Below are 22,840 nucleotides of genomic sequence, written 5' to 3' on the forward strand. Positions count from 1 at the left end.
AAGAGTGGCCGAACGTCGCGAAGATCACTCCATTCGCACGGATCGTCCGACAGGCCGCTCCGCAAGTGAGACTCTTCCCACCGTGCGCGACGTGCTCGCTCTTGACGTGCTCGCACAGGGCGTGCCCGAGGTTCTCGTCGGCGATAGCGCCCTCGAGAAGCGGGTTCGCTGGGTCTACGCCTCTGACAGCGGTGACGTGGCACGATTGCTCAACGGCGGTGAACTGCTGTTGTCAACAGGATCATCGTGGCCGACCGATCCCGCCGACATGCGTCGGTTCATCGATGCGCTCGCCGACGCTGAAATCGCCGGGCTCGTGCTCGAGCTTGGCGCCCACTATCGCTACACGCCCGCTGTGGTGGCGCAGGCCGCCGAGGCACGCGGCCTGGCGCTCATCGTTCTTCACCGTGAAGTGAAGTTCGTGGCGGTCACCGAAAGCGTCCACAGCGTGATCATCACCGGGCAGCACGACGCGCTCCGAGCGCGAGACGAGGTGCGAGAGCGGTTTACTTCGCTCGTGCTGCGCGGCTCACCGGCCGACTTCATTGTGAAGCAACTGGCGCAGACGCTGAGCGCGCCGATCGTGCTCGAGAACCTCGCGCACGAGGTCGTTGCGGCAGAAGTGCCGCCCGCGATGGAGGAAGAGCTCTTCGTCGAGTGGGAGCTTCAGTCGAGGGCGGCGCAACGTCGCGCCGAGCATCGGTCGCAGCGCGGCGCTGCCCCGACGCTCGACGATTGGCTGGTGGTGCCGATCGAGGCGCGTGGAATTCGCTGGGGGAGCCTCATCGCACTTCCTGGGCCCGAGCATGCCGCTGGTCGATCCGCAGTCTTAGAGCAGGGTGCCATCGCTCTCGCGGTTGGCCGTCTGGCAGACGGTGACTCTGATGAGTGGGGGCGCATCGGACGGCGCCGACTCATCGATGGGTTGCTCACTGGAAGGTTCGCAGGCGCGAGAGGCGCAGCCGCGAGGCTTGAGGCCGCCGGACTGCCGGTGCACTCCGCGTCGGTGCATGGGGTCGTTTTCTCGGGAGCGCCAGTCACTCCTGAGAGGGTGGATGCTGCAGCCCGCGCGGTGGGCGGCAAGGTGCTCATGGGCTCGGCCCCCGAGGGTGCGGCTGGTCCCGCTGCGCTCATGCTGCTTTCTCTGCCTTTAGGCGCTGTGTTCGATGATGAGACCGCCCGCACCTTCGCGAGGGAAGCGGCAGACTCGCCGGCTGACGCTGAAAGACTCGTTGTCTCGATCGGGCGCGCAGCGGCGGGCCTCGATGATGCGCTGTCGTCGCTGCACGACGCGGTCGATCTGTCGCGGGGTCGTCGTCGGCGCGCGCTGAAAGGGCTGCAACTTCGCCGCGCGGACGACCGACCGCTCGTGCATCTGGTCACGTCGCTCCGCGACGACCGGCGCGTGCTCGAACACGGTGAGCGCATGTTGGCACCGTTGATCGACTACGACCTCGCGCGCGGCGGTGATCTGCTCGATGTTCTCGAAGCTATGCTCGCGCACCCGGGTAACCGCACGGCCGCGGCATCCGCCTCTCATCTATCCCGTTCGGTCTTCTACCAGCGCATCGCGCTCATCGAAGAACTCCTCGGTCTCGACCTCGATGACGGCGAGACGCAGACCGCACTGCACCTGGCGTTGCTGATTCGACGAAGCGCTGGGCGCTGAGACGGCGTCTAGCTGGCGAAGTAGATTTTGCGCAGGGGTTCGCGAACAGTCCACACTGTCTTCATCCCCGCTGTCAGCCTGACCACCGACCCCGGCGCCAGCTCGATCGCCGCCAGCTCGGGTTCCAAAACCTCTAGCGTTGCTGCTCCGGCAATCACCACGAAGGTTTCGTCGACTTCCACGTCGCTCATCGCGCCGATCGACATCTCCCACACGCCGATCTCGAGCGCGTCCGATTCGTCGATCGTGGCATAGCCGGTCGTGGGCATGCCGGCAACGACCTGCTCGAGCGGCACTGCTTCGTGGGTGAGCAACAACGTCGCGGCATCGGCCAAAAGGCCAGCGGTCACTGAGCTCATGAGTCGAATCCCAGGCCCAGCGAGTCAAGCGTCTTCAGCAACAGGTTGCGCTTGCCGTTGTTGTGGTCGGCGCGGTTGAGTGACCAGCGAGTCGCGTTGATGCCGATAGCGGCAGCAGGCTCTGGCGGGAACGGCAACGGGCGCTTGCGCACCATTTCAAGCTCGGTGCGTTCAGTCTTCTCGCCCGAGAGCAGATCGAGCATGACATCGCCCGCGAACCTCGTTGCGGTGACTCCCAATCCGGTGAAACCGGCGGCGTACGCCACACGACCGCGACGAGCGGTGCCGAAGAAGGCGCAGAACTGTGTGGACGTATCGATCGCGCCCGCCCACTTGTGAGTGAACTTCACCTCTTCGAGCTGGGGGAAGGTCGTGTAGAAGTGGCTAGCGAGCGACTGCCAGGTTTCGGGTCGGTTCTCATACTGCGAGCGCACCTTGCGGCCGTAGTGGTAGACCGCGTCGTAGCCGCCGAACAAGATCCGATTGTCTTTGCTCATGCGGTAGTAATGGAACTGGTTCGCAAGGTCACCGATTCCCTGGCGGTCATTCCATCCGATCGCCTGCAGCTGCTCACTCGACAGAGGTTCCGTCATGAGTACGTAGTCGTACACCGGCACCGTCATCAGTCGAGCGCGCTTGAGCAGTGCAGGAAAGACGTTGGTGGCAAGCGCCACCTGCGATGCCACGACGCGGCCGCCAGCGGTCACCACGGCGATCGCGTCCGCGGCGTCGTCGAGCGACCTGACGGGCGACGACTCGTAGATGACGACGCCTGCTTCTTCTGCAGCGCGCGCCAGTCCGCTGGCCAGTTTGCCGGGGTGCACGAGCGCGGTCGTGCGGGTCTCCCACACCGCGCCCAGATACGTCGGTGATGAGACAGACGCCTGCACTCGCGTTTCGTCGAGCCGCACGAGAGATTCGTCGCCGCGCGAGCGCGCGTCTTGTTCCCATTCGTCGAGCCACTCGAGCTGGTGCGGCTCGGTCGCCACCGACAGCGCACCGACACGTTCCCAATCGGCATCAATGCCGTGCGAGGCAATGTCATCGCCCATTCCGTCCAGGTTTGCAAGCCCCATTTCATCGAGCTGATCGATCTCGTCAGGCCAACGAGTCACTCCGTTCTCGCGACCGTGCGTGAGACTAGCTTCGCAAAAACCGCCGTTGCGGCCAGAAGCTGCCCAGCCGGCAGTGCGCGCTTCGACGACCACCACACGCTGTGACGGGTCGCGACGCTTGGCCAGCAGCGCAGTCCACAACCCGGTGTAGCCGGCGCCGACGATCGCGAGGTCGGCGTGAACGACCCCCGATAGTGACGGGCGGGTGCGGGTAGCAGGCAGATCATCAAGCCAGAACACGCTGTGCTGCGTGTCTGCAAGGCCACGCTGTATTGCCGCGGCCGGTGGCCGACGTCGTTCGAAGACAGTCGTTCCCACGGGTATCACCCTTTCAGGGGTTTCGTTCATTCAATCTTCGTGTCATGGCGGCGTGCCCGCCACATCCTGGTGTCGCGAGTCTGGCCGCGCTCGTACGAGTTGTCCGAGCAGTCGCCATGGTGAAGGTGGCTAAGCGTCGGAGGCCGCGTACACGCGCTCACCTTCGACAAAGGTCTGCAGCACTCTGGTGTGCCCGATCTCGTCGCTGGGCGCATCGAAGGGATCGCGATCGAGCACGGCGAGGTCTGCGTACTTGCCGACTTCGATGGTTCCGGTGTCAGCATCGAGATGGTTCACCCAGGCCGATCCGGCGGTGTACGCAGTGAGCGACGTTGCCAAGTCGATGGCTTGTTCTGGAAGGAACGGCTCGTAGTCGCCTTCTTCATAGCCGGGACCAGCCAGGCGGTTGACGGCCGTGTGGATGGCGGCAAGGGGATCCGGCGACGAAACCGACCAATCGCTGCCCGCTGCCAGCACGGCGCCTGAGCGCAGCAGATCGCCGAACGGATACTGCCAGGCGCTGCGGGTGGCGCCGAGGAACGGCAGGGTGAGATCCACCATCTGCGGTTCAAGTGTCGCCCACAGCGACTGCATGTTGGCGGCCACGTCGAGGCGCCGAAAGCGTGGGATGTCTTCGGGATGCACGACCTGTATGTGTGCGATGTGGTGTCGGTTGTGGCCGCGGCCGTTGCGGCTTATCGAGTGTTCGACAGCATCCAAGCATTCGCGCACGGCGCGGTCTCCGATGGCGTGAAAGTGAACTTGAAAGCCGGCGGCATCGAGCAACGGCACCGCTTCGTTGAGGATCTCGGACGCGACAAAGGAAATCCCGGAGTTGTCGGTGAAGTGGCCGTGGCCGTCGCAGTAAGGCTCGATCATGGCGGCGGTGAAGTTCTCGGCGACCCCGTCTTGCATCACCTTGATGCTGGTCGCCGCGAAGCGGCCGGCGCGAAAGCGTTCGCGTCGCTCGATGAGAGACGGAATCTGCTCGAGGCCTTTGGTTCGGTCCCACCAGAGCGCGCCGATCACCCTGGCGGTCAGAGTGCCGTCGGCGGCAGCTTTCATATACGCTGGCGCTGGATCACCGGCGTCACCATAGCTGCCCACGATCGCATCTTGCCACGCAGTGATGCCGTACGAATGCAGATATCGCTGACCGACGAGAAGCGCTTCAGTGAGGCGATCAAGTGGCTCTTCGGGCAACAGGCGATTCACCAGACCCATGGCGCCTTCGTGGAGTGTGCCGGTGGGGGTGCCATCGGGGGCGCGCTCGATTCGCCCGTCCGAAGGATCCGGCGTATCGCGATCGATGCCTGCAAGTCGCAGCGCTGCCGAGTTCACCCAGGCGCCGTGACCATCGCGGTTCGGCAGAAACGCGGGACGATCGGCGACTGCAGAGTCGAGAGCGGTGGCCGTCGGCGTGCCACCCGCAAAGGCCGACATCTGCCACCCTCCGCCCAGAACCCACTCGTCGTCGGGGTTCGCCGCCGCGAAGCGAGAGATCGCGTCGAGGTAATCGGGGGCAGTGCTGTAGCCGGCCAGATCGCAACGCAGCATGTCGAGGCCACCCCACACCGGATGCACGTGCGCATCTTGAAAGCCCGGTGTCAGCATGCGCCCAGAGAGGTCGACTACCTCGGTCTTCGTGCCGATCAGTTCTCGCACTTCGTCGCCGCCGACGGCGATGATCCGCCCTCCTGAAACGGCAACCGAGTGTGCGCGTGAGCGAACGGCGTCAGCCGTGAACACAGCACCACCGGTGAAGACAAGCTCTGCGGAGGGCATGGGGATCCTTCTGATGGAACGAATGCGGACAGACGCTGGAGTGGATGCTGCGCCACGGCGAAGCATCCATTCCCAGAATCAGCCGCCGGTCATGGTGCGGGCGATCTCAGTAGCCGAATCACCTGCGCGCTTGAGCACGAGCGCGACGAGCGCGAGTGCCACGAGGGTGAGCAGCAACATGATCGTCGATACCGCAGCGATCTCGGGGCGAAGGCCCGATCTCACCGCGCTCAGTACATACACCGGCCATGGCGTTGAGCCTGAGACCTGCACGAACGCCGCCACGATGGTGTTGTCGAGGCTCAGCGTGAACGCCAGCAGGAAGCCGGCGAGCACCGCGGGCATCGCCAGCGCGAGGGTGACTTTGCGGAAGGTCGTGAACGGCTTGGCGTACAAGTCGCTCGAGGCTTCTTCGAGGTTGGCGTCTTGGCCGATCAACCGTGCGCGCACGATATACGAGACCACCGCCGTCGCGAACAGCGAAGACCCGACCGACAGGCGCACCAGGCCGTTGTTGAACATTCCGATGCCCATGTCTTGGCCAAGCCAGACGAACCACGGCAGCAGGGCAACGGCATCGACGATTTCGGGGGTGACCGAGACCATCAGCAGCAAGCCAAGGAACCACCAGGTCCATTTGCCCGGGTGGCGAGCCATCGCGATGCCGGCAAGCGTGCCGAGCGCGGTCGCGATCACGGCGGCGAACAGTGCGGTCTGCAACGAGACGACGACGGCACTCTGAATCGCTGGCTTCACCAGGATCGTGGCGAAGGCGTCGAAGCCGAAGCCGTCCCACGATACGAGCAGGCGCCCGGTGTTGAACGAGTAGATGACGATCACAATGATCGGCGCGAACAAGAAGAGCATCACGAGCACGCCCCACACGTTGAACGCGATGTCTGACCAGGTTCTCTTCAACTTGCGCTCACGAGGGGCGCCGGGAGCCTGCTGCGCGCGCAGCATGGTCTCAGTAACTGTCTGGGTCACGTCAGCACCTCCGTGCGCTCGGCAGGGGCAGCATCCGTCTTCTCGTCATCAACCGGTCCGAGCACCAACCGCGTGCGGTGGCGGTACGGCAGCGTGACCAGCCAGATGAGAGCGGCGCCCGCGGCGATCGTCAGTGTGATGACGAGCATCAACAGCACAGCCATGGCTGAGCCGAGCGCCCAGTTCTGCGCGGTTTGGAACTGGCTCGCGACCAGTTGTCCGATCATGTTGCCCTTGGCCCCACCCAGCACTGTCGCCGTGATGTAGTCACCCATCAGCGGGATGAACACCAGCAGCACGCCCGCGATGATTCCGGGCTGGGCGAGTGGAAGTGTGACGCGCGCGAACGTGCTCACCTTGCCCGCACCGAGATCTTTCGACGCCTCTCGCAGCGCCGGTCCGACGCGGTCGAAAGCGACGAACAGCGGCAGAATCATCAATGGCAGGTAGTTGTAGACCACACCGATGACCACCGCCGTTCGGGTATAGAGCAGATCAAGCGGGCCGTCGAGCAACCCGGCCGCCTGGAGGCCCGAAGACATCCAGCCTTCCGGTGACAGGATGATCTGCCAACCGATCGTGCGAACGAGAAAGTTCGTCCAGAACGGCACCAGTACCAGGGCGATGAGCAATCCACGCCGTGACGGCTTCACTTTGAACGCCATCCAGTACGCCACCGGCGCACCGATCAGAAAGCACAGCACTGTTCCGATGACGCCGACCCACAGGGTGTTGATGAACGTCGCCAAGAACGTCGGAGTCAGCGCTTCGACATAGCGATCGAACGACAGGATGTCATTCGCGTGGGTGCCGAAGATGCCTGGTTTGTAGCCGAAACTGAACCAGATGACCATCCCCACGGGGGCCACGAAGAAGACGAGGAACCACGCCCACGCAGGAACCGCGAGCGCGGCACCGGAGGTTTTACGCACCAGCGGCGGCCTTCATTTCGTTCCAGATCTCCACACGAACCGTCTGCGAGTCGTTGAGCACCTGTTCCTTCATGGTGGCGAGCTGCTCGTCGCTGAAGAAGATGAAGTCGGTCAGCTCGATGCCGCCGTCGATCGCTTCTTGTTCCATGTCTTTTCCGCCGACGTTGTAGCCGATGTAGTCAAGGTTCAAGAAGAGGTTCTCGGGGGTCATCGAGTCGTTGATGAACGCGTGGGCAGCCTCGGGGTTCGGCGCACCTTCGGCGATCGCCCAATTGTCCATCCACAGCTCGGTGATCGGGCCAGGAAGAACCCACTGCCAGCGGTCGGGTTCGCTTGATTCCATCAGGCCCAGTCGAGCGTCGCCGTTCCACGCCTGCATGAGCGCTTGAGTGCCCTGCGGGATCGCGTTGGTGCCCGGGTACGAATCGAACGCCGAGATGTGGGGCGCGATGGTGTTCACGAGGTACTCGCGGCACGCTTCGAGCTGTTCGGGATCTTCGGTGTTCCAGTCAGTGTCATTCGCCCAGAAATAGGCGCCAACGACACCTGCCGGGTCATCAGACATCGCTGTCTTTCCGCTGGCCTCGTTCTGCGCAGCGTCGAAGAAGTCACCCCATGTCGTCAGCTCGCGCGTGATGATGTTCTTGTCGTAGACGAAGCCCGTGGTTCCCCAGGCCTTGCAGATCGAGTAGTCGTTGTTCGGATCCCACGCGCGGCCGAGGTAGGCCGGGTCCATGTTGGAGATGTTGGGCAGCAGGTCTTTGTTGAACTTCGTCAGCAGACCGTTCTCGATCATCTGTGGAATGAATACGCCCGTGGGCACGACGATGTCGTAGCCAGACGTACCCTTCGCGGCGATCAGCTTGGCGATGAGCTCTTCGTTCGACGAGTATGAGTCGAGCGTGACTGTTGGGCCCAGGTTGGCAGTGAACGACGCGATCACGTCAGGAGAGTCGTAGTCACCCCAGGTGTACACCGACAGGCTCGATTCGAGTTCGCCGCCGGTCGCCTGGGTCGATGGGGTGCTGTCGCCGCTCGGGGAGCAGGCGGCGAGCACTGCTGCGCCGCCGGTGATCGCCGCAACGCTGAGAAAGCGTCGGCGCGAGATCTCGCGCGCGATCGTGGGCACGGCTTCTTGCGGGGCAAGAATGCGGAGCGGGTTGCTGGATTCGGTCATCAGAGACTCCTGGTTCGGGTTTGGCGCCGGTGGCTGGTGTGGCGACGGATCAGGCTGTAGGTGGAGCGACGTAGCCGCCCTCGGCGGCGGAGTCATCGGCGGGGAAGAGCAGAACGTGGCGGGCTTCCCAGGTGCAAAGAACCGAGTCGCCGATGCGAAGAGAGGGAGCGTCGGGTGTGGGACGGCGCACGACCAGGCTCTGGTCATCACCGAGGCTCACCAGGAACTGCATCGTGTCACCGAGGTGCGAGACGCCGAGAAGCTTGCCGCGCGCGGTGTTCGCATCGTCGGTGCTGCCAGCGATGCCGTCCTTCTCGATCTTGATGAACTCGGGTCGCACAGCGGCCTCGCCCTGCGAAGCATCTGCCAACGACGCTGTCGCGCCGCGCACCAGCGCGTGAGCAGAGGTCACAGCAGCACCAGATTCGGTCACGCTGCCTCGAAAGAAGTTCTGCTGCCCAACGAAGGCGGCGACGTAGGCGGAGGCGGGGTGCGCATACACGGTGTCTGAGTCTGCGAGCTGCTCGATGCGGCCCGCGCGCATGATCGCGATGCGGTCACTCATCGACAGCGCTTCGCCCTGATCGTGCGTGACGAAGACAAACGTGATGCCGAGGCGCGCCTGGAGCAGCTTCAGCTCCATCTGCATCTCTTCACGCAACTGACGGTCGAGTGCGCCGAGCGGCTCATCGAGCAGCAGCACGGCGGGGCGGTTCACGAGCGCGCGAGCGAGCGCGATGCGCTGCTGCTGGCCACCCGAGAGCTGAGTGGGGCGGCGGTCGCCGAACGTGCGCATCTGCACCATGTCGAGAGCCGCGGTCACGCGCTCGCGCACATCGGACTTGGAGGTGCGTCGCTGGTGCAGCCCATAGGCGACGTTCTCGGCCACCGAGAGATGCGGAAACAGCGCGTAGGCCTGAAACACCGTGTTGACATCGCGGCGGTACGGCGGCGCGTTGAGCACCGAGGCTCCTGAGATGAGGATGTCGCCGGCATTGGGCGTTTCGAAGCCGGCGATCATGCGCAGGGTGGTCGTCTTGCCGCAACCCGAGGGGCCGAGGAAAGAGATGAACTCGCCAGGCTCAATGGTCAACGAGAGGTTGTCGACGGCGGTCTGATCGCCGTACCGCTTCGTGATGCCCTCAAGGCGGACGCCGCCGCGGCTGTCAGCCGCGCCAGAGTTTGTCGTTGCGGTCGAGTCCGCATCGGTCACCGTTGTCACCTGGTGGAGTCCTTCGGGTCGAGGGCTGCGCAACGCTGCGAAGCCGGTGTGATGTTCTGAGAATTACATATCGCCGAACACGGGCGTGCAACGCACAGCGACGCGAACCGGACGATTAGGGACGAGAGGCGATGATGCCAAACACTATGTCCGGAGTTATGTAACAGGCAGAAAAACGCGGGTTTCGTAAGGGTAGCGGTCGGCGCTCATGCCGGCAATGCCTGCCGGTGCTTACAGAACGTCCGTATCGATAACGATTTGGGTCAGTGCCCTCGCACGCTGCTGTCGCTCTCGGGCTGACAGCGTGGACACCAGAACACCAGGCGTTCGCTCGTCGCGGCAGCGCCCAAGGCGCCGCGCCGAAGGGTCTGGCCGCAGCGTCGGCACGGCTTTCCTTCGCGTCGGTAGACCCACGTGGTCTGACCGGGGCGGTTGTCTCCGGTGAAGGTGCGGTCTCGACGATCACGGTTCGCTCGGATCATGCGCGCGCCCAGATCTATGATCGCGGCGACGTCGGTCAACTGCGCTGGCGTCTCAGGATGCACACCGCGCACGAAGAGAATCTCGTTCACGTACTCGTTTCCGAAGCCAGCGATGTTTCGCTGATCTTGCAACGCCACGTGGATGCTGCGTGTGTCGGCCCGCAACCGAGTTGCCGCATCTGTCGGGTCCCAATCTGCGCTCAGCGGATCAGATCCGAGATAGTCGACGAGAGTGTGCTCGTCGCGTGCAGGAACGAGAGAGATATCGGCGAGGTCGAAGCCGACACTCTCCCACCTGGTCGCATCGCTTGCGGTGACTCCGATCACCGCGCGAGCGGTGTAGCCAGGCTTTCGCCAGCGATCACCGCGCCCATAGACGTGCCACTGGCCCTCCATCTTCAGATGCGAATGCAAGGTGAAGTCGCCGATGCGATGCAGGATGTGTTTGCCACGGGCGGCAACCCCGTGCACAACCTCACCGCGCAGATCGGCGGTCGCGGCTTGCGGCACGCGAAGCTCGAAGCGGGTTACCGTGCCGCCGGCGAGCGCGTCGTTGAGGCGCCGCGCGGTTCGAAAGACGGTATCGCCCTCAGGCACGAGCGCTCGCCTTTCGCAGCGTCAGCCCCTTGGGAGATTCGACGAATCCGGCCGCCCGCAGCGCGCGCCCGACCGGCGTCGTGTAGACGAAGACGCCGTTTACCTGCTCGATGGTGAGGGTGTCGAGCCGGTGCCGCTTGCTGGTTTCGGCAAGGCCGGAGGCGGCCGCGGCCAGCCTCGCGTCGTCATCGACGAATGCCAGCGCTGACTTGCCGCCGCGTTCGAGATAGAGCGTCAGTTCGCCATCGACGAGCACGACCAGTGCCCCCGCTTTGCGACCGGGACGGTGTGCGACGCCTTCGAGCGCGGGCCACCCCAGGGCCGCGCCGTAGGGGTTGGCAGGGTCGGTTGCCGCGAGCGTCACCGCCCGCAGGGGCGGGGTATCGGGCACCGAGGCGAACTCGCGGAGTCGGTCGACCGTGGCGGACGCAGCGAACTGCGCGGCGCCGAGCTTCTCCACCACGTAGCCACGGCGGCAATGGCCGGCATCTTCGAACCCTGCGAGCACGCGATAGGTCTGCGCGAACCCGCCGGGAACGCCCTCGGCCTGCACCGAGCCGCGGGTCACGACTCCGTAGCGGTCGAGCAACAGGCTCGCGGCAGCCGTAGCGCGAAGAGTGGGATCGGTTTCGGCAGGCGGCAGCAGCGACCAACGACCGCCCACCGAGGGCGAACGCGCGGGAACTGACGAGGCAACGGTGCGTGCTGCGGCCCCTCGATACATGCGAGCTCGCGGAGCCTTGCGCGCCACGCGGTGCGCCTGCGAGCCGCCGCTGACGAGCGTGCGCACGGGCGCAAAGGTGTCGTTGGTGACTCGGCCTGACCAGGTGAGACGCCAAAGGGCCTCAACGAGGGATTGTTCGTTCTCGGCGCCGGTGAGCGCGCGAAGCTGCGCGGCGAAGTAGGCCCCGCCACCGTCGAGCGTTGCGAGCAGCTGGGCGTCGAGGCTTCCCGGCGCTACCTCGTCTTCGGCGATCGGCAATGACAGGCTGACGGTGTCTGCCGGGTGCAACGCGATCCATCCGTCACGCCCGGCGAGGCTGCCGTGTCCCGACCAGACGATCTCGCCGGTTGAGCTGAGTTCGTCGAGCATGCTCGGACTGTAATCAGACACGCGTGCGGGCAGGATCAGCGACTCCCACGCGCTCGCCGGGATGGGCACACCTGCAAGCTGATCGATGACGGTCGCGACGCCGTCGATGCCCTCGAGCGGGCGAGCAACGTGTTGCCACACCGGCAGAAAGCGCGCGAACGCGTCTTGGGGCACCGGTTCGACGCTGCCGCGAATCGCCGCGAGAGAGCGCATGCGCAGCCGGCGCAACACTTCGGTATCGCACCACTCCAGGTCTTCACCGCGGGCGCCGGTGCCTTCCGGCAAGAAGTAGCCGCTGGTGACCCGGCCTTGCGAATCGAGTCGTTGCAGCGTCAGCCGCGCAACGGCGATGCCGATGCCGAAGCGCTGTGCGACGGCATCCGAGGTGAAAGGGGCGTGAGTGCGAGAAAAGCGCGCAACGAGGTCGCCCAATGGGTCGGCGAGGGGCTCAAGGAAGGCGTTCGGGATGCCGACCGGCAGGGCGACTCCCACCGCATCACGCAGCCGGCCGGCGTCTTCGATTGCAGCTACCCGGCGCACCCCCGCGATCGTCACTTCGATAGCGCGGCGAGCCTCTACGAGCGCGGCTAGATGCGACGTGGCCGTAGGAGCGTCTGCGGCGATCGTCGGGTCATCGGCGGCTTGCAGTCGTGCCGCGACCTCGGCAGCGTCGAGCGGGCCGAGCACGCGCAACAGATCGGCAACCCCCTCCACCCCCTTAGCGCGGCGGTCGGCGTCGAGCCGCTGCGCTTCGCGCTCGAACTGTGCGATGACCTCAGGATCAAGCAGCTCGCGCATCTCGATCTTGCCGAGAAGTTCGCTGAGCAACGCGGGATCGACGGCCAGTGCTGCTGCCCGGCGCTCGGCGAGAGGCGAGTCGCCCTCGTACATGAATGCGCCGACGTAGCCGAACAGCAGATCGCGCGCGAACGGCGACGGTTGCGCGGGAGCCGTCTCGACCAGGCGGATGCGGCGATCGGCGATCGAGCGGGAGACCCGCAGCAGAGCGGGCACGTCGTATACGTCTTGCAGCACCTCGCGCAGCGTCTCGAGGATGATCGGGAAGGTCGGGTGACGGCGGGCGACTTCGAGCAATTGCGCCGATCGCTGGCGCTGCTGCCACAGCGGGCTGCGCTTGCCGGGGTTCAAACGGGGCATGAGCAGGGCGCGTGCTGCGCACTCACGAAAGCGCGAGGCGAACAGCGCTGAGCCGCCCACCTCTTCGGTGACGATCTGGTCGAGCTCATCCGCGCCGAAGATGAAGAGATCTGCGCCCGGCGGCTCGGCCGCAGCATCCGGAATTCTGGCAATGATGCCGTCGTCACTGGCTACCGCCGAGCCTTCGACGCCAAGGCGCTCACGAATGCGGGCATTCACGGCCAGCGCCCACGGCGCATGCACCTTCATGCCGTAAGGGGAATGCAGGATCACACGCCAGTCGCCGACCTCGTCTCTGCCTCGTTCGACCGTGAGTTGGCGATCGGTGGGCAGCGTGCCGGTAGCCTCGCGCTGCTCGGTGAGATACGCGAGCAGATTGTCGCGGGCGTAGTCGTCGAGACCCGCAGCGCGCAGTCGCTGTTCTGCCTGCTCGGGCTGCGCCGCCGACAGTTCGCGCGAGAACTTTCCGAGGGCTTCGCCCAGTTCTGCGGGTCGGCCGAGACCATCACCATGCCAGAAGGGCACTTTGCCGGGCTGGCCGAAAGCCGGTGTGACGTTGACCCGGTCGTGGGTGATCTCGACGATGCGCCAGCTTGTGGTTCCGAGGGTGAAGACGTCATTGACGCGCGACTCGTAGACCATCTCTTCGTCGAGTTCTCCGACCCGAGCGTTCTGCGATTCGCCCGCGATGAAGACGCCGAACAAGCCGCGGTCTGGGATCGTGCCGCCGCTGGTGACGGCGATTCGCTGCGAGCCCGGCCGACCGGTCAGAGTGCCCGCGTCGCGATCCCAGATGAGACGGGGGCGAAGCTCTGCGAACTCATCGGAGGGAAAGCGGCCCGCGAGCAAATCGAGGGTCGCTTCATATGCTGATCGAGGCAGCGAGCGAAACGGTGCGCTGCGCTTGAGCGTTTCAAACCAACGCTCGACGTCGATTGCACCGAGCGCTGAGGCAGCAACGGTCTGCTGAGCGAGAATATCGAGCGGGTTCTGTGGCACCTTGATCGCCTCGATCTGGCCAGCCAACATGCGCTCGGTGACGATCGCGGTGTGAAGAACATCGCCGCGATGCTTGGGAAACAGTGCGGCGCGGCTCACTTCACCCACTTGGTGGCCGGCGCGACCGATGCGCTGCAGCCCTGATGCGGCGCTTGGCGGTGCCTCGACCTGAATCACAAGGTCGACGGCGCCCATATCGATTCCGAGCTCGAGGCTGCTGGTGGCAACCACACAACGCAGCGTGCCTGATTTCAGTTCGTCTTCAACCTGCGCGCGCTGCTCCTTCGACACCGAACCATGGTGGGCTTTTGCGAGCACCGGATCGGCACCGCTGGTGGCTCCTGCCTGCGCCATCATCGCCGCGGGTGGCGCTTTCAGCTGCGCAGGTTCAGCACCGAGCCGCTCGGAGTAGATCTCGTTGAGTCGTCCGGTGAGTCGCTCTGCCAACCGTCGGGAGTTGCAGAAGACGATGGTCGATCGGTGCTGCACGATGCGATCGACGATCGCCTCTTCGACGTGGGGCCACACCGAGCCGGTGATCTCGGTCGAGCTGTCGCTGTGGGGTCCGCGAGAACCGTCGGCGAACCAGTCTTCATCGATCGCAGGTTCTTCGTCAGGCGTTGCTGGCGTTGGAGGCGTCGCTGTTGGCGCGCTCGCATAGGCGCTCGGTGCTGCGGGCGGGTTCATCATGTCGTCGATCGGCACGACCACGTGCATATCGAACGCTTTCGTCGCGCGCGGCGCGACGATCTCGACGGGGAGTGCGCCACCCAAGAACCGGGCAACCTCGTCGATCGGCCGCACCGTGGCCGACAGACCGATTCGCTGTGCGGGCTTCGAGGTGGGCTCGAGCGTGGCGCGCAGCTCATCGAGCCGTTCGAGGCTCACCGCGAGGTGCGCGCCGCGCTTGGTGGCGGCAACGGCATGCACCTCATCGATGATCACCGTGTGAACGTCGCGAAGTGTTTCACCAGCCTGGCTGGTGAGCATGAGGTACAACGACTCGGGGGTGGTGATGAGAATGTCGGGCGGCGCCGACACGAGTTTGCGGCGGTCGCTCGAGGTGGTGTCTCCCGACCGCACGCCCACGGTCACCTCGGGCAGGGCGACTCCGAGTCTGCGTGCAGACTGCGCGATGCCGATCAGCGGAGAGCGCAGGTTGCGTTCGACATCGACGCCCAGGGCTTTCAGCGGCGAAATGTAGAGGATGCGCGTGGTCGAGGCCGGGGTGCCACGCTTGCGCTTCGACGCAGCCACGGCCGCGGGTTCAGGCAGCTTCTTCTCTCGGAACACCCGGTCGATCGCCCAGAGAAAGGCCGAGAGCGTTTTTCCCGACCCAGTCGGGGCTACGACAAGCGCGTGTTTTCCTGCTGAGATCGCGTCCCACGCGCCCAGCTGCGCGTTCGTGGCACCCTCGAAGGCGCCACGAAACCAGTCCTGCGTGGCAGGACCGAATCGCTCAAGCACATCGGCCACCACTCCATCTTGGTGCGTACCGGCGACACTGGCGCTTTCAGTGGTCGGCTATTGACACGGCGCGAGCATGCGGTATCGGAACGCGCGAAGATCCTTCTCGCGATGGATGCGCAGTCGCGCTCGCGCACGTATCGTCGCAGGCATGGACGACATGAAGAAGGAGCCTGAGGGGCAGCAGCCCGCGTTCGCCAACGCGCAATGGGGCGCCGGACTCGCGATCGGAATCGGCGTGGGCATCGCCCTTGGCGTCGCGTTGGGCAACATCGGTGTGGGCATCGCGATCGGTGTCAGCATCGGAGTCGCGTTCGCCCTCGCGTTCGGCGCCGCCGCAAAAGATCTGAAGTCCAAAGAGCCACGTGACTCCCCGGAAAGTCCCCAGAGCCCTGACGATGAAGAACCTGACTCTAGGCGCGGACCTTCCGGTACGCCTAGTGATCCAGAAGCGGGCTAGCTGTTGCGCTCTGCGAGACGCTCGCGCTGCTTGTCGATGAAGACGCGCAGATCGGCCAGTTCTGCCTCCGACACGCTGTGTGCCATGTCTTGATAAACGCGGCCACTCAGCTCGACTCGCTCGGGCAGCCACTGGGTCGTGTGCAAGACGAGTGCAGCAGGAATCACCTCGTCATGAGAGCCGCGTCCCCAGAACACCGGCGGCTTGAGCTCTGCGAGCTCTTCGTCGTTGGGGAGCGCACCGGGCGTCACATAGCCACTGAGATTGACGACATAGTCGATGCGTTGGGGAGCGAGTCGCAGCGATTGCAGCGACACCGCGGCGCCCTGCGAAAAGCCCAGCAGTCCAATGGATGCTGCGCCTTGCGCGTGCTCATCGAGCCACGCCAGCACGGCTTCGGCTGCGGCGGTGATGCCGGCAGCATCCCGAGTATCGAGTCCTTCAATCGGGTACCACGAACGCCCGGGAGCTGGCCACGGCGGTGTCAGTGGTGCAGCGAGTGCCGCGACGACAAGATCTTGCGGAAAGTACGTGCGCAGCGCGAACAGGTCATGCTCATCGGAACCGTACCCGTGCAGCACCACAAGAAGATCATGGCCCTTCAGGTCGTTGCGCTCGGCAGACCAAAGCACGGCCTCGGCATCAAGAATCAGTGACTCAGGCATCTTCTTATCTTGCCATCGTGCACCGCCCAGCCCGATGCGGTCAGATGCGAACCGGCAGGGTCATCAGAATGCCGATGCCGACGATGGCTACGACGATCGCCATGCCCAGGAAGGCTCGACCGATCCAGGTCTTCACATCGCGTTGCGACATCGCGGTGAGGAACAGCACGAGGGCGAACAGCACGGTAAGCAGTGAATAATTGTCGCCGCGCTGATTGTTCTCTAGCGCCTCGGTGAACTTCTGGTCTGCTCTGGCTGAGAGATCCGCTGCTTCGAGTGCGGCTGGCAACACATACGCGTCGGTGGCGAATGGCCCGTTCTCTGCCATGCCGTCGGCTTGCCAGGCATCGAAGGCGATCGCGAACTCAGGCGCGAACCGCTCTTCGATGTAGTCGGCCAGCTGATCGTTGCCGTCAGCGACCGCAACGACCCACTGGCTGTAGATGGTGAGGTCGAACTGGCGCTGGTCACGCGCTTCGCCCTCAGCAGCCACCGACTGGATTCGCGCAGAAGATGCCTCGCTGAATGCGATGGACATCTCGCCGCCCCACTTCGAAGATTCGAAACCACACCACGCGGTGAGAACAGCTGTTATGGAGAGCACGAAGACGGCAACGACATCTTGAATAATGCTGATGCGGCTCTGGTGCTGGTCGGTTTCGGTCATGGCGAGGCCTTTCTGCGCTGAGATGAGAATACTTACTTCTGCGCATCCCGTCGGCCAGTCGGGCATCGACGCGCCCGAGAGGGTATACAGGAAGCATGTCCGTTCGCACTCCAGACCCAGAGCCCACCGGAGACGAGCCATTCGGCCAGAGCGCGGGAAGCTCCAACCCGGGCTGGCTGAGCGAAGTCGAATTAGCCGAAGCCCGGCGCCGCATGCCCATGCTGTACGTCGAAGGCGTGCCGGTGCGAGTTGATGGCATGGGCCAGGTCACCGAGATCGGGATTCTGCTGCGAGCTACTCCAATGGGGGAGATGACCCGCACGATCGTGTCGGGTCGAGTTCGCTACGGCGAAACTGTGCGCGACGCGCTGTTTCGCCACCTCGAGAACGACCTCGGGCCCATGGCCTTTCCGCTGTTGCCCCCGCAGCCGAGCCCGTTCACTGTCGCCGAGTACTTTCCCATCCCCGGCGTCAGCGCGTTTCACGACGACCGCCAGCACGCGGTGTCGCTTGCCTTCGTCGTGCCGGTCTCTGGCACGTGCGAGCCTCGGCAGGATGCGCTCGAAGTGACGTGGATGACGCCCGAGGAAGCAGCGACCGACGCGCTCGCCGACGAGATGGAAGGCGGCCGCGGAACACTCATTCGGCTAGCCCTCGCGAGCGTCGGTGCACTTCGCTGAAACAGCGTGCGCATCCTTGCGCAAGAGCGGTGTTTCGCCGCTGTGAATATCAGTTGAATCCGTGCTCATTCACATAGTGAGCCCGGGTAGTGTCGGGGTACCGACGCGCAGTTCTTCCGCTGCGCCTACCTCCGTGAAAGAGGCGCCATGGCTGATCGTGCCGATTCTGACAGCTCGAACGTCGATGAGAACGCGAAGACGTTCGACGAACTGATCGTCGCGCCGATGCGCACGGCGAACGCGCCGACGTTCACGACCGCGTTCCGCGGCTATGACAAAGACGAAGTCGACACCAATGTTGCCGAACTCAACGAGCGCCTGCGCGTGCAGGCTGAGCAGGTTGAGGTGCTCAAAGAGCGCCAGCGCCGTGCCGGGGCGATGAACGCGCAGAGCGAATCTGAGATTGAACGCCTGCAAACAGAATTGGATGCGGCGAACGAAGACAACCGCACGGTTGCAGAGCGCACCAAGCAAGAGGCCGACGACGCCGCCGCTGAGATTCGCGACCGCGTAGAGCAGCTTGAAGCCGAGCTGGCCGCCGCCCGAGCCCAGGTCACAGATTCTGAGAACCGCATCCAAGCGCTGAGCGATGAACTCGTGTCTGCGCCCGAAGACACCTCGAATCGGCACCAGTTCGAAGAAGTTCTGCGTGTGGCCGAAGACCAGGCCAGCGTGCTGCTGCGCAATGCGACCGTGCAGGGCGAGCGTCTGATCGCCGCCGCCCGCGAAGAGATTGAAAACCGCCAGAAAGAGACCAAAGCTGAGGCCGAGGCGCTCCTCTCGCACGCGCACCACGACGCTCAGCAGGTGCGGTTGCGCATCGACACCGAGTTCACCGCACACCAGACGCGCATAGAGCGAGAAGCCGCTCGTGCGGCCGAACAGGTATCGCAGGCCGAGCAAGAGGCGGCCGTGATTCGCACCGAGGCAGAAAAGGGTGCGGCTGCGTTGCGCTCGATGGTGGCTCGAGAGACCGCCGAGGCTCGAGCGGAAGCCGAAGACGCGGTGCGTGAGTTGCGGGTGCGTGCCCTTGAATTCGAAGAGTCATTGACCCGCCGCCAAGACGACGCGCAGCAGGAGTTTCTGCTGTTGCACAATCAAGCGGTGGCCCACGCTGATCGCATCACCCAAGACGCCAATGAACAGGTCGCCGCATCGCTGGAGCACTCTCAGCGCGTCGCCTTGAAGGCTGACGATTTTGAACGACTGATGCGTGCGCAGGCTCAGCAGATCGAAGCTGATGCGCAAGTGCGTGCCCGCGCGACGCTTGAGCGAGCGCACACGAAGGCTCAGAGCATCATCGACACCGTGACGGAGCACTCGCAGTCGGTGCTTCGCGACGCAGAAGATCGCACGCGCCAGCTGCGCTGGCAGCAGCACCAGCTGACGAGCTTCATGTCAGAGGTGAAAGAGCTGATTCGCCCCGAGGGAGCCTTCGGTGGCGCCGGCGACTCAGGGCCCGTGACTGACGAGTCGGCCGACGCCGAGAGCACCGGCGCCGACCAGGCCGAGAGCGACGGCGAAGACGCGCAGCCCGAGGTCGTCGAGCACGAAGAGCACACCGAGGTGGAAGCCACCGAAGTGCACGGCGAAGACGACGAAGCCAGCGACGACGGCGACGACGAAGAGGGGCGGCCGGCTAGCTAGTCGTTTCGCGGGCGATCGCGGCGATGAACGCGTCGATGTCGTCTTCGGTGGTGTCGAACGAGCACATCCAGCGCACTTCGTTGCGCGCAGCATCCCAGTCATAGAAACGGAACGACTCACGCAGGCGGTCGGCCACTCCCTCGGGAAGCGTCGCGAACACGCCGTTGGCCTGTGTCTGCTGGGTGAAAGCGACCCCGCGGATCGTGCCGTCGGCGAGTCCCGCTTCGACTCCAGAGCGCAGCCGCTGTGCCATGGCGTTCGAGTGTGCGGCGTTGCGAAGCCACAGGTCGCCCTCGAGCAACGCAATCAGCTGTGCCGACACGAATCGCATTTTGCTGGAGAGTTGCATGTTGAGCTTGCGCAGAAACAGCAGGCCCTCTGAGGCTGCCGGGTCAAGCACGACAACTGCCTCACCGAGCATGGCGCCGTTCTTGGTGCCGCCGAAGCTCAGCACGTCGACACCGGCATCGCGGGTGAACTCACGCACCCCGACCCCGAGCGCGGCTGCCGCGTTTGCGATGCGAGCACCGTCCATGTGCAGACGCATTCCGCGGGTGTGGGCGTGATCGGCGATGGTGCGCACTTCGTCGGGCGTGTACAGGGTGCCCAGCTCGCTCGACTGGGTAATCGATACAACGAGTGGTTGCGCACGGTGCTCGTCGCCCCAACCCCAAGCCTCACGGTCGATGAGATCGGTGGTGAGCTTGCCGTCGTCGGTCGGCACGGTCAGCAGTTTGATACCGGCGACACGCTCGGGGGCGCCGCCCTCGTCGACGTTGATGTGAGCGGTGGATGCGGCAATGACCGCGCCCCAGCGGGGGAGCATCGACTGCAGTCCGATGACGTTCGCGCCGGTGCCGTTGAACACCGGGAACGCCTCGACGCCCTTGCCGAAGTGCTGCGTGAAGACGTCTTGCAGTCTTGCGGTGTAGACGTCTTCGCCGTAGGCGACCTGATGCCCCTGGTTCGCCGCGGTGATAGCGGCAAGCACCTCAGGGTGGATGCCGGAGTAGTTGTCGGAAGCGAATCCGCGGATGTTGGTGTCGTGGAGCGTGCTCACAAAGGTCCAATCTAGTGCTGATGATGCCCAACTCAGTCTGGGCGTACGAGTGCCGCCGCGCGAACTCGCGCGCCCTTGGAGCTGCGCCTCGGCTGGCCTTGCGCGCAGATCGAGTCAGGTGCGCGGAAGGGTGATGACGGTGTCGTTGATGTCGGCAGCGGGTGAGTCGAACAGCGCGACAACGGCATCGGCGAGGCTTTCTTCGAGGCCGGCGAGTGATTTGACCCTGAAGATCACGGATGCTGCGCTCAGTGGCACCTGCGCATCTCGTGCCGTCTTGGCGAACCCCTGTGCAACGGCGCGCGCCCATGCCTCGCTCGCGGCTTTGACGGCGGCGTAGTTTGCTCCGCCCGCGAGTGGTCGTGCCGTGGCAGTTGACGACACGATCGCAAGGCGACCGGCCGACGACGTGCGAAGGCTGTTGTCGAATGCCCGGCTCACATGGCGAAGTGCGGTGAGGCCAGCCTCGAGGAATCGATAGTCTGCGTCGTGCTGCCCCTCGAGGCCGCCGCCGCCGCGCCAGCCGCCGACGAGATTGACCACGCCGTCGATCGGGCCCACGCGCGCAGCCATAGCCATCACGGCTGCTTCGTCGGTGAGATCGCACGCCTCGGTCGAGACCCCCGGAATATCGGTGGCCATCTGATCGAGCCGAGCCTGATCACGCCCGACAACGATCACAAGAGCACCGCCGCGAAGCAGGGCGCGCGACACCGCACGCCCTGCTTCGCTCGTGCCGCCAGCGATGACGACCGTGCGACCGGCCACCGCGGATTCAGGCATCCGACGCTCTGATGCCCTCGGTGGACTCGATCACCGGTCGCATCTTCTTCTCAAGAGCTTCGAAGAACATCGACAGCGGAAACTCATCGTCAAGCACCTGATCGGTGTAACCCTTGGGCGCGCCCGCGAGCACGTCGATGGGCAGTCCTCGAGCCCACGCAGACGCAGGGTGTGGTGTGAGCGTGGTGCTGACCAGCTCGTACGCGGCGAGCCAATGGGCCACCTTCGGGCGGTCGATCGACTTCCAGTACAGCTCGTCGATCGCGTCGCCGAGCGCGACCACCGCGGCGGGGATCTCTGCCCAATCGAAGGTCAGCGCGGTGTCGGTCCAGTGCAGCACGTCGCGCTGATGAAGCCAGGCGAAGAGCAGCTGACCGCCGACAGCGTCGTAGTTGCGCACGCGAGTGCCGGTGATCGCGAAGCGGAAGATGCGGTCGAAGATGACGGCGTACTGCACGAGCACCGCCTGCTCAAGCGTCTCGGCTTCGGCAGCATCCAGCTCTTCGCCAGCCTCAACCCGTGCCCGCAATCGCTGGGTGATTGCGACGCACTCGCGGAATGCCGTCAGGTCGCAGCGCAACTCTTCGAGCGAGTACAGAAAGTACGGCATGCGCTGTTTGATCATGAACGGATCGAACGGCAGGTCGCCGCGCATGTGGGTGCGGTCGTGGATGATGTCCCACATCACGAAAGTGCGTTCGGTCAGCTGCTGATCGTCGAGCATGCGGGCGGCGTCGGCGGGCAAGTCGAGCTTCGTGATCTCAGCGGCAGCGCGCACTACGCGGCGGTAGCGCGCGGCCTCGCGGTCTTGGAAGATCGCTCCCCACGTGAACGTGGGAATCTCGCGCATCGCGACGGTTTCAGGAAACAGCACCGCCGAGTTGGTGTCATAGCCGGGGGTGAAGTCGATCAGCCGCAGTGAGACGAACAGACGGTTGGTGTATTCGGTTTCGAGCTGCGCGATGAACTCGGGCCAGATGACCTCAACCAGCAGCGCCTCGACGAAGCGGTTGCGCGAGCCGTTCTGGGTGTACATCGGAAAGACGACCAGGTGTTGCAGGCCGTCGATGCGATGCTGCTGTGGTTGAAACGCGTTGAGCGAGTCGAGAAAGTCGGGTACGCCGAAGCCTTCTCGCGCCCAGCGGTCGAAGTCGACGATGGATGCTGCCAGGTACGCGGCATCGTGCTCGAACGACGGTGCCAGTGTGGCAATAGCCGAAGTGATGGCGCTGACGTGCTCGTGTGCGGCGGGGTGGTGCGCAGCATCCGGAATCGAACCGTCTTGGATTTGCAGCGACTGCAGCGCGGTGGCAGCTTGCTTGAGGCTCTGCCACGCGGTGCTGCTTTCGATGGCGTCTTCGACGACCTCGGGTTCGCCGACGATTTCTTGCGTGGTGAGCGCGGTGATGCTGGGCATGCTGAACCTCCGTTCGTCTGAGTTGGGGGAAGTCTACGGGAAGTTATCTCGCCGCAACACCTTCTGGCAGGAAAGTATCCGGCCATGCCTGGTACTCTCGA

General features: G+C 64.5%; 18 protein-coding genes. 4 read left to right on the top strand and 14 right to left on the bottom strand.

Going from position 1 to position 22,840, the window contains the following annotated elements:
• Positions 1-4 precede the first annotated feature (4 nt).
• Positions 5-1,669, top strand: coding sequence for a PucR family transcriptional regulator (locus tag WDU96_RS12990; protein ID WP_337338956.1), 1,665 nt, complete (start codon positions 5-7; stop codon positions 1,667-1,669).
• An 8-nt stretch (positions 1,670-1,677) separates the two neighbouring features.
• On the opposite strand, the gene WDU96_RS12995 is transcribed toward WDU96_RS12990, so the two are convergent.
• The 9 genes from WDU96_RS12995 to WDU96_RS13035 form a co-directional block, all read right to left on the bottom strand.
• On the bottom strand, positions 1,678-2,028 hold the full coding sequence (locus WDU96_RS12995) for a cupin domain-containing protein (RefSeq protein ID WP_337338957.1): 351 nt from the start codon (positions 2,026-2,028) through the stop codon (positions 1,678-1,680).
• The gene (locus tag WDU96_RS13000) at positions 2,025-3,461 is read right to left on the bottom strand and encodes an NAD(P)/FAD-dependent oxidoreductase (RefSeq protein WP_337338958.1); all 1,437 of its coding nucleotides are present in this window, start codon (positions 3,459-3,461) and stop codon (positions 2,025-2,027) included. Before WDU96_RS13000 ends, WDU96_RS12995 begins: the two co-directional genes overlap by 4 nt.
• Positions 3,462-3,590: 129 nt before the next feature.
• Positions 3,591-5,246 carry an amidohydrolase gene (locus WDU96_RS13005; RefSeq protein ID WP_337338959.1) on the bottom strand — a complete coding sequence of 552 codons (1,656 nt, stop codon included), beginning with the start codon at positions 5,244-5,246 and terminating at the stop codon, positions 3,591-3,593.
• Positions 5,247-5,324: 78 nt separating this feature from the next.
• Entirely contained in the window at positions 5,325-6,233 is a 909-nt protein-coding gene (locus WDU96_RS13010) for an ABC transporter permease (protein WP_337338960.1), read from the bottom strand.
• Positions 6,230-7,168, bottom strand: a complete 939-nt coding sequence (locus tag WDU96_RS13015; RefSeq protein ID WP_337339060.1) for an ABC transporter permease — start codon at positions 7,166-7,168, stop codon at positions 6,230-6,232. The genes WDU96_RS13010 and WDU96_RS13015 overlap by 4 nt, the downstream gene beginning before the upstream one ends.
• Positions 7,158-8,342, bottom strand: coding sequence for an extracellular solute-binding protein (locus WDU96_RS13020; RefSeq protein WP_337338961.1), 1,185 nt, complete (start codon positions 8,340-8,342; stop codon positions 7,158-7,160). Before WDU96_RS13020 ends, WDU96_RS13015 begins: the two co-directional genes overlap by 11 nt.
• 49 nt (positions 8,343-8,391) lie before the next feature.
• Positions 8,392-9,555 (bottom strand): ABC transporter ATP-binding protein, encoded by a 1,164-nt coding sequence (locus tag WDU96_RS13025; protein ID WP_337338962.1) that lies wholly within the window; start codon positions 9,553-9,555, stop codon positions 8,392-8,394.
• A 272-nt stretch (positions 9,556-9,827) separates the two neighbouring features.
• On the bottom strand, positions 9,828-10,643 hold the full coding sequence (locus tag WDU96_RS13030; protein ID WP_337338963.1) for a DNA-formamidopyrimidine glycosylase family protein: 816 nt from the start codon (positions 10,641-10,643) through the stop codon (positions 9,828-9,830).
• Positions 10,636-15,369, bottom strand: a complete 4,734-nt coding sequence (locus tag WDU96_RS13035) for an ATP-dependent helicase (protein ID WP_337338964.1) — start codon at positions 15,367-15,369, stop codon at positions 10,636-10,638. The genes WDU96_RS13030 and WDU96_RS13035 overlap by 8 nt, the downstream gene beginning before the upstream one ends.
• Positions 15,370-15,511: 142 nt before the next feature.
• Here WDU96_RS13035 and WDU96_RS13040 point away from each other — a divergent pair, with 142 nt between their 5' ends.
• Positions 15,512-15,820 carry a glycine zipper domain-containing protein gene (locus tag WDU96_RS13040; RefSeq protein ID WP_337338965.1) on the top strand — a complete coding sequence of 103 codons (309 nt, stop codon included), beginning with the start codon at positions 15,512-15,514 and terminating at the stop codon, positions 15,818-15,820.
• Here the strand turns inward: WDU96_RS13040 and WDU96_RS13045 are convergent.
• Both WDU96_RS13045 and WDU96_RS13050 read right to left on the bottom strand, forming a co-directional pair.
• Positions 15,817-16,485, bottom strand: coding sequence for an alpha/beta hydrolase (locus WDU96_RS13045; RefSeq protein WP_337338966.1), 669 nt, complete (start codon positions 16,483-16,485; stop codon positions 15,817-15,819). The genes WDU96_RS13040 and WDU96_RS13045 overlap by 4 nt on opposite strands.
• 40 nt (positions 16,486-16,525) lie before the next feature.
• Complete coding sequence (locus WDU96_RS13050; RefSeq protein WP_337338967.1) at positions 16,526-17,152, bottom strand: hypothetical protein; 627 nt, start codon at positions 17,150-17,152, stop codon at positions 16,526-16,528.
• Between the two features lie 95 nt (positions 17,153-17,247).
• Here WDU96_RS13050 and WDU96_RS13055 point away from each other — a divergent pair, with 95 nt between their 5' ends.
• Positions 17,248-17,832, top strand: coding sequence for an NUDIX hydrolase family protein (locus WDU96_RS13055; RefSeq protein WP_337338968.1), 585 nt, complete (start codon positions 17,248-17,250; stop codon positions 17,830-17,832).
• Positions 17,833-17,979: 147 nt separating this feature from the next.
• Positions 17,980-19,479, top strand: a complete 1,500-nt coding sequence (locus tag WDU96_RS13060) for a coiled-coil domain-containing protein (protein ID WP_337338969.1) — start codon at positions 17,980-17,982, stop codon at positions 19,477-19,479.
• On the opposite strand, the gene WDU96_RS13065 is transcribed toward WDU96_RS13060, so the two are convergent.
• From WDU96_RS13065 to WDU96_RS13075, 3 genes are all read right to left on the bottom strand, one after another.
• A complete protein-coding gene (locus tag WDU96_RS13065; protein ID WP_337338970.1) occupies positions 19,472-20,539 on the bottom strand; it encodes a threonine aldolase family protein in 1,068 nt (355 codons plus the stop codon). The two genes, WDU96_RS13060 and WDU96_RS13065, sit on opposite strands and share 8 nt — an antisense overlap.
• Before the next feature lie 114 nt (positions 20,540-20,653).
• Positions 20,654-21,322 (bottom strand): SDR family NAD(P)-dependent oxidoreductase, encoded by a 669-nt coding sequence (locus WDU96_RS13070; RefSeq protein ID WP_337338971.1) that lies wholly within the window; start codon positions 21,320-21,322, stop codon positions 20,654-20,656.
• Positions 21,315-22,739, bottom strand: coding sequence for a DUF6421 family protein (locus WDU96_RS13075; protein ID WP_337338972.1), 1,425 nt, complete (start codon positions 22,737-22,739; stop codon positions 21,315-21,317). Before WDU96_RS13075 ends, WDU96_RS13070 begins: the two co-directional genes overlap by 8 nt.
• Between the last annotated feature and the right edge of the window lie 101 nt (positions 22,740-22,840).

Source organism: Microbacterium marmarense (assembly GCF_037204165.1).
GTDB classification, from domain to species: Bacteria; Actinomycetota; Actinomycetes; order Actinomycetales; family Microbacteriaceae; genus Microbacterium; species Microbacterium marmarense.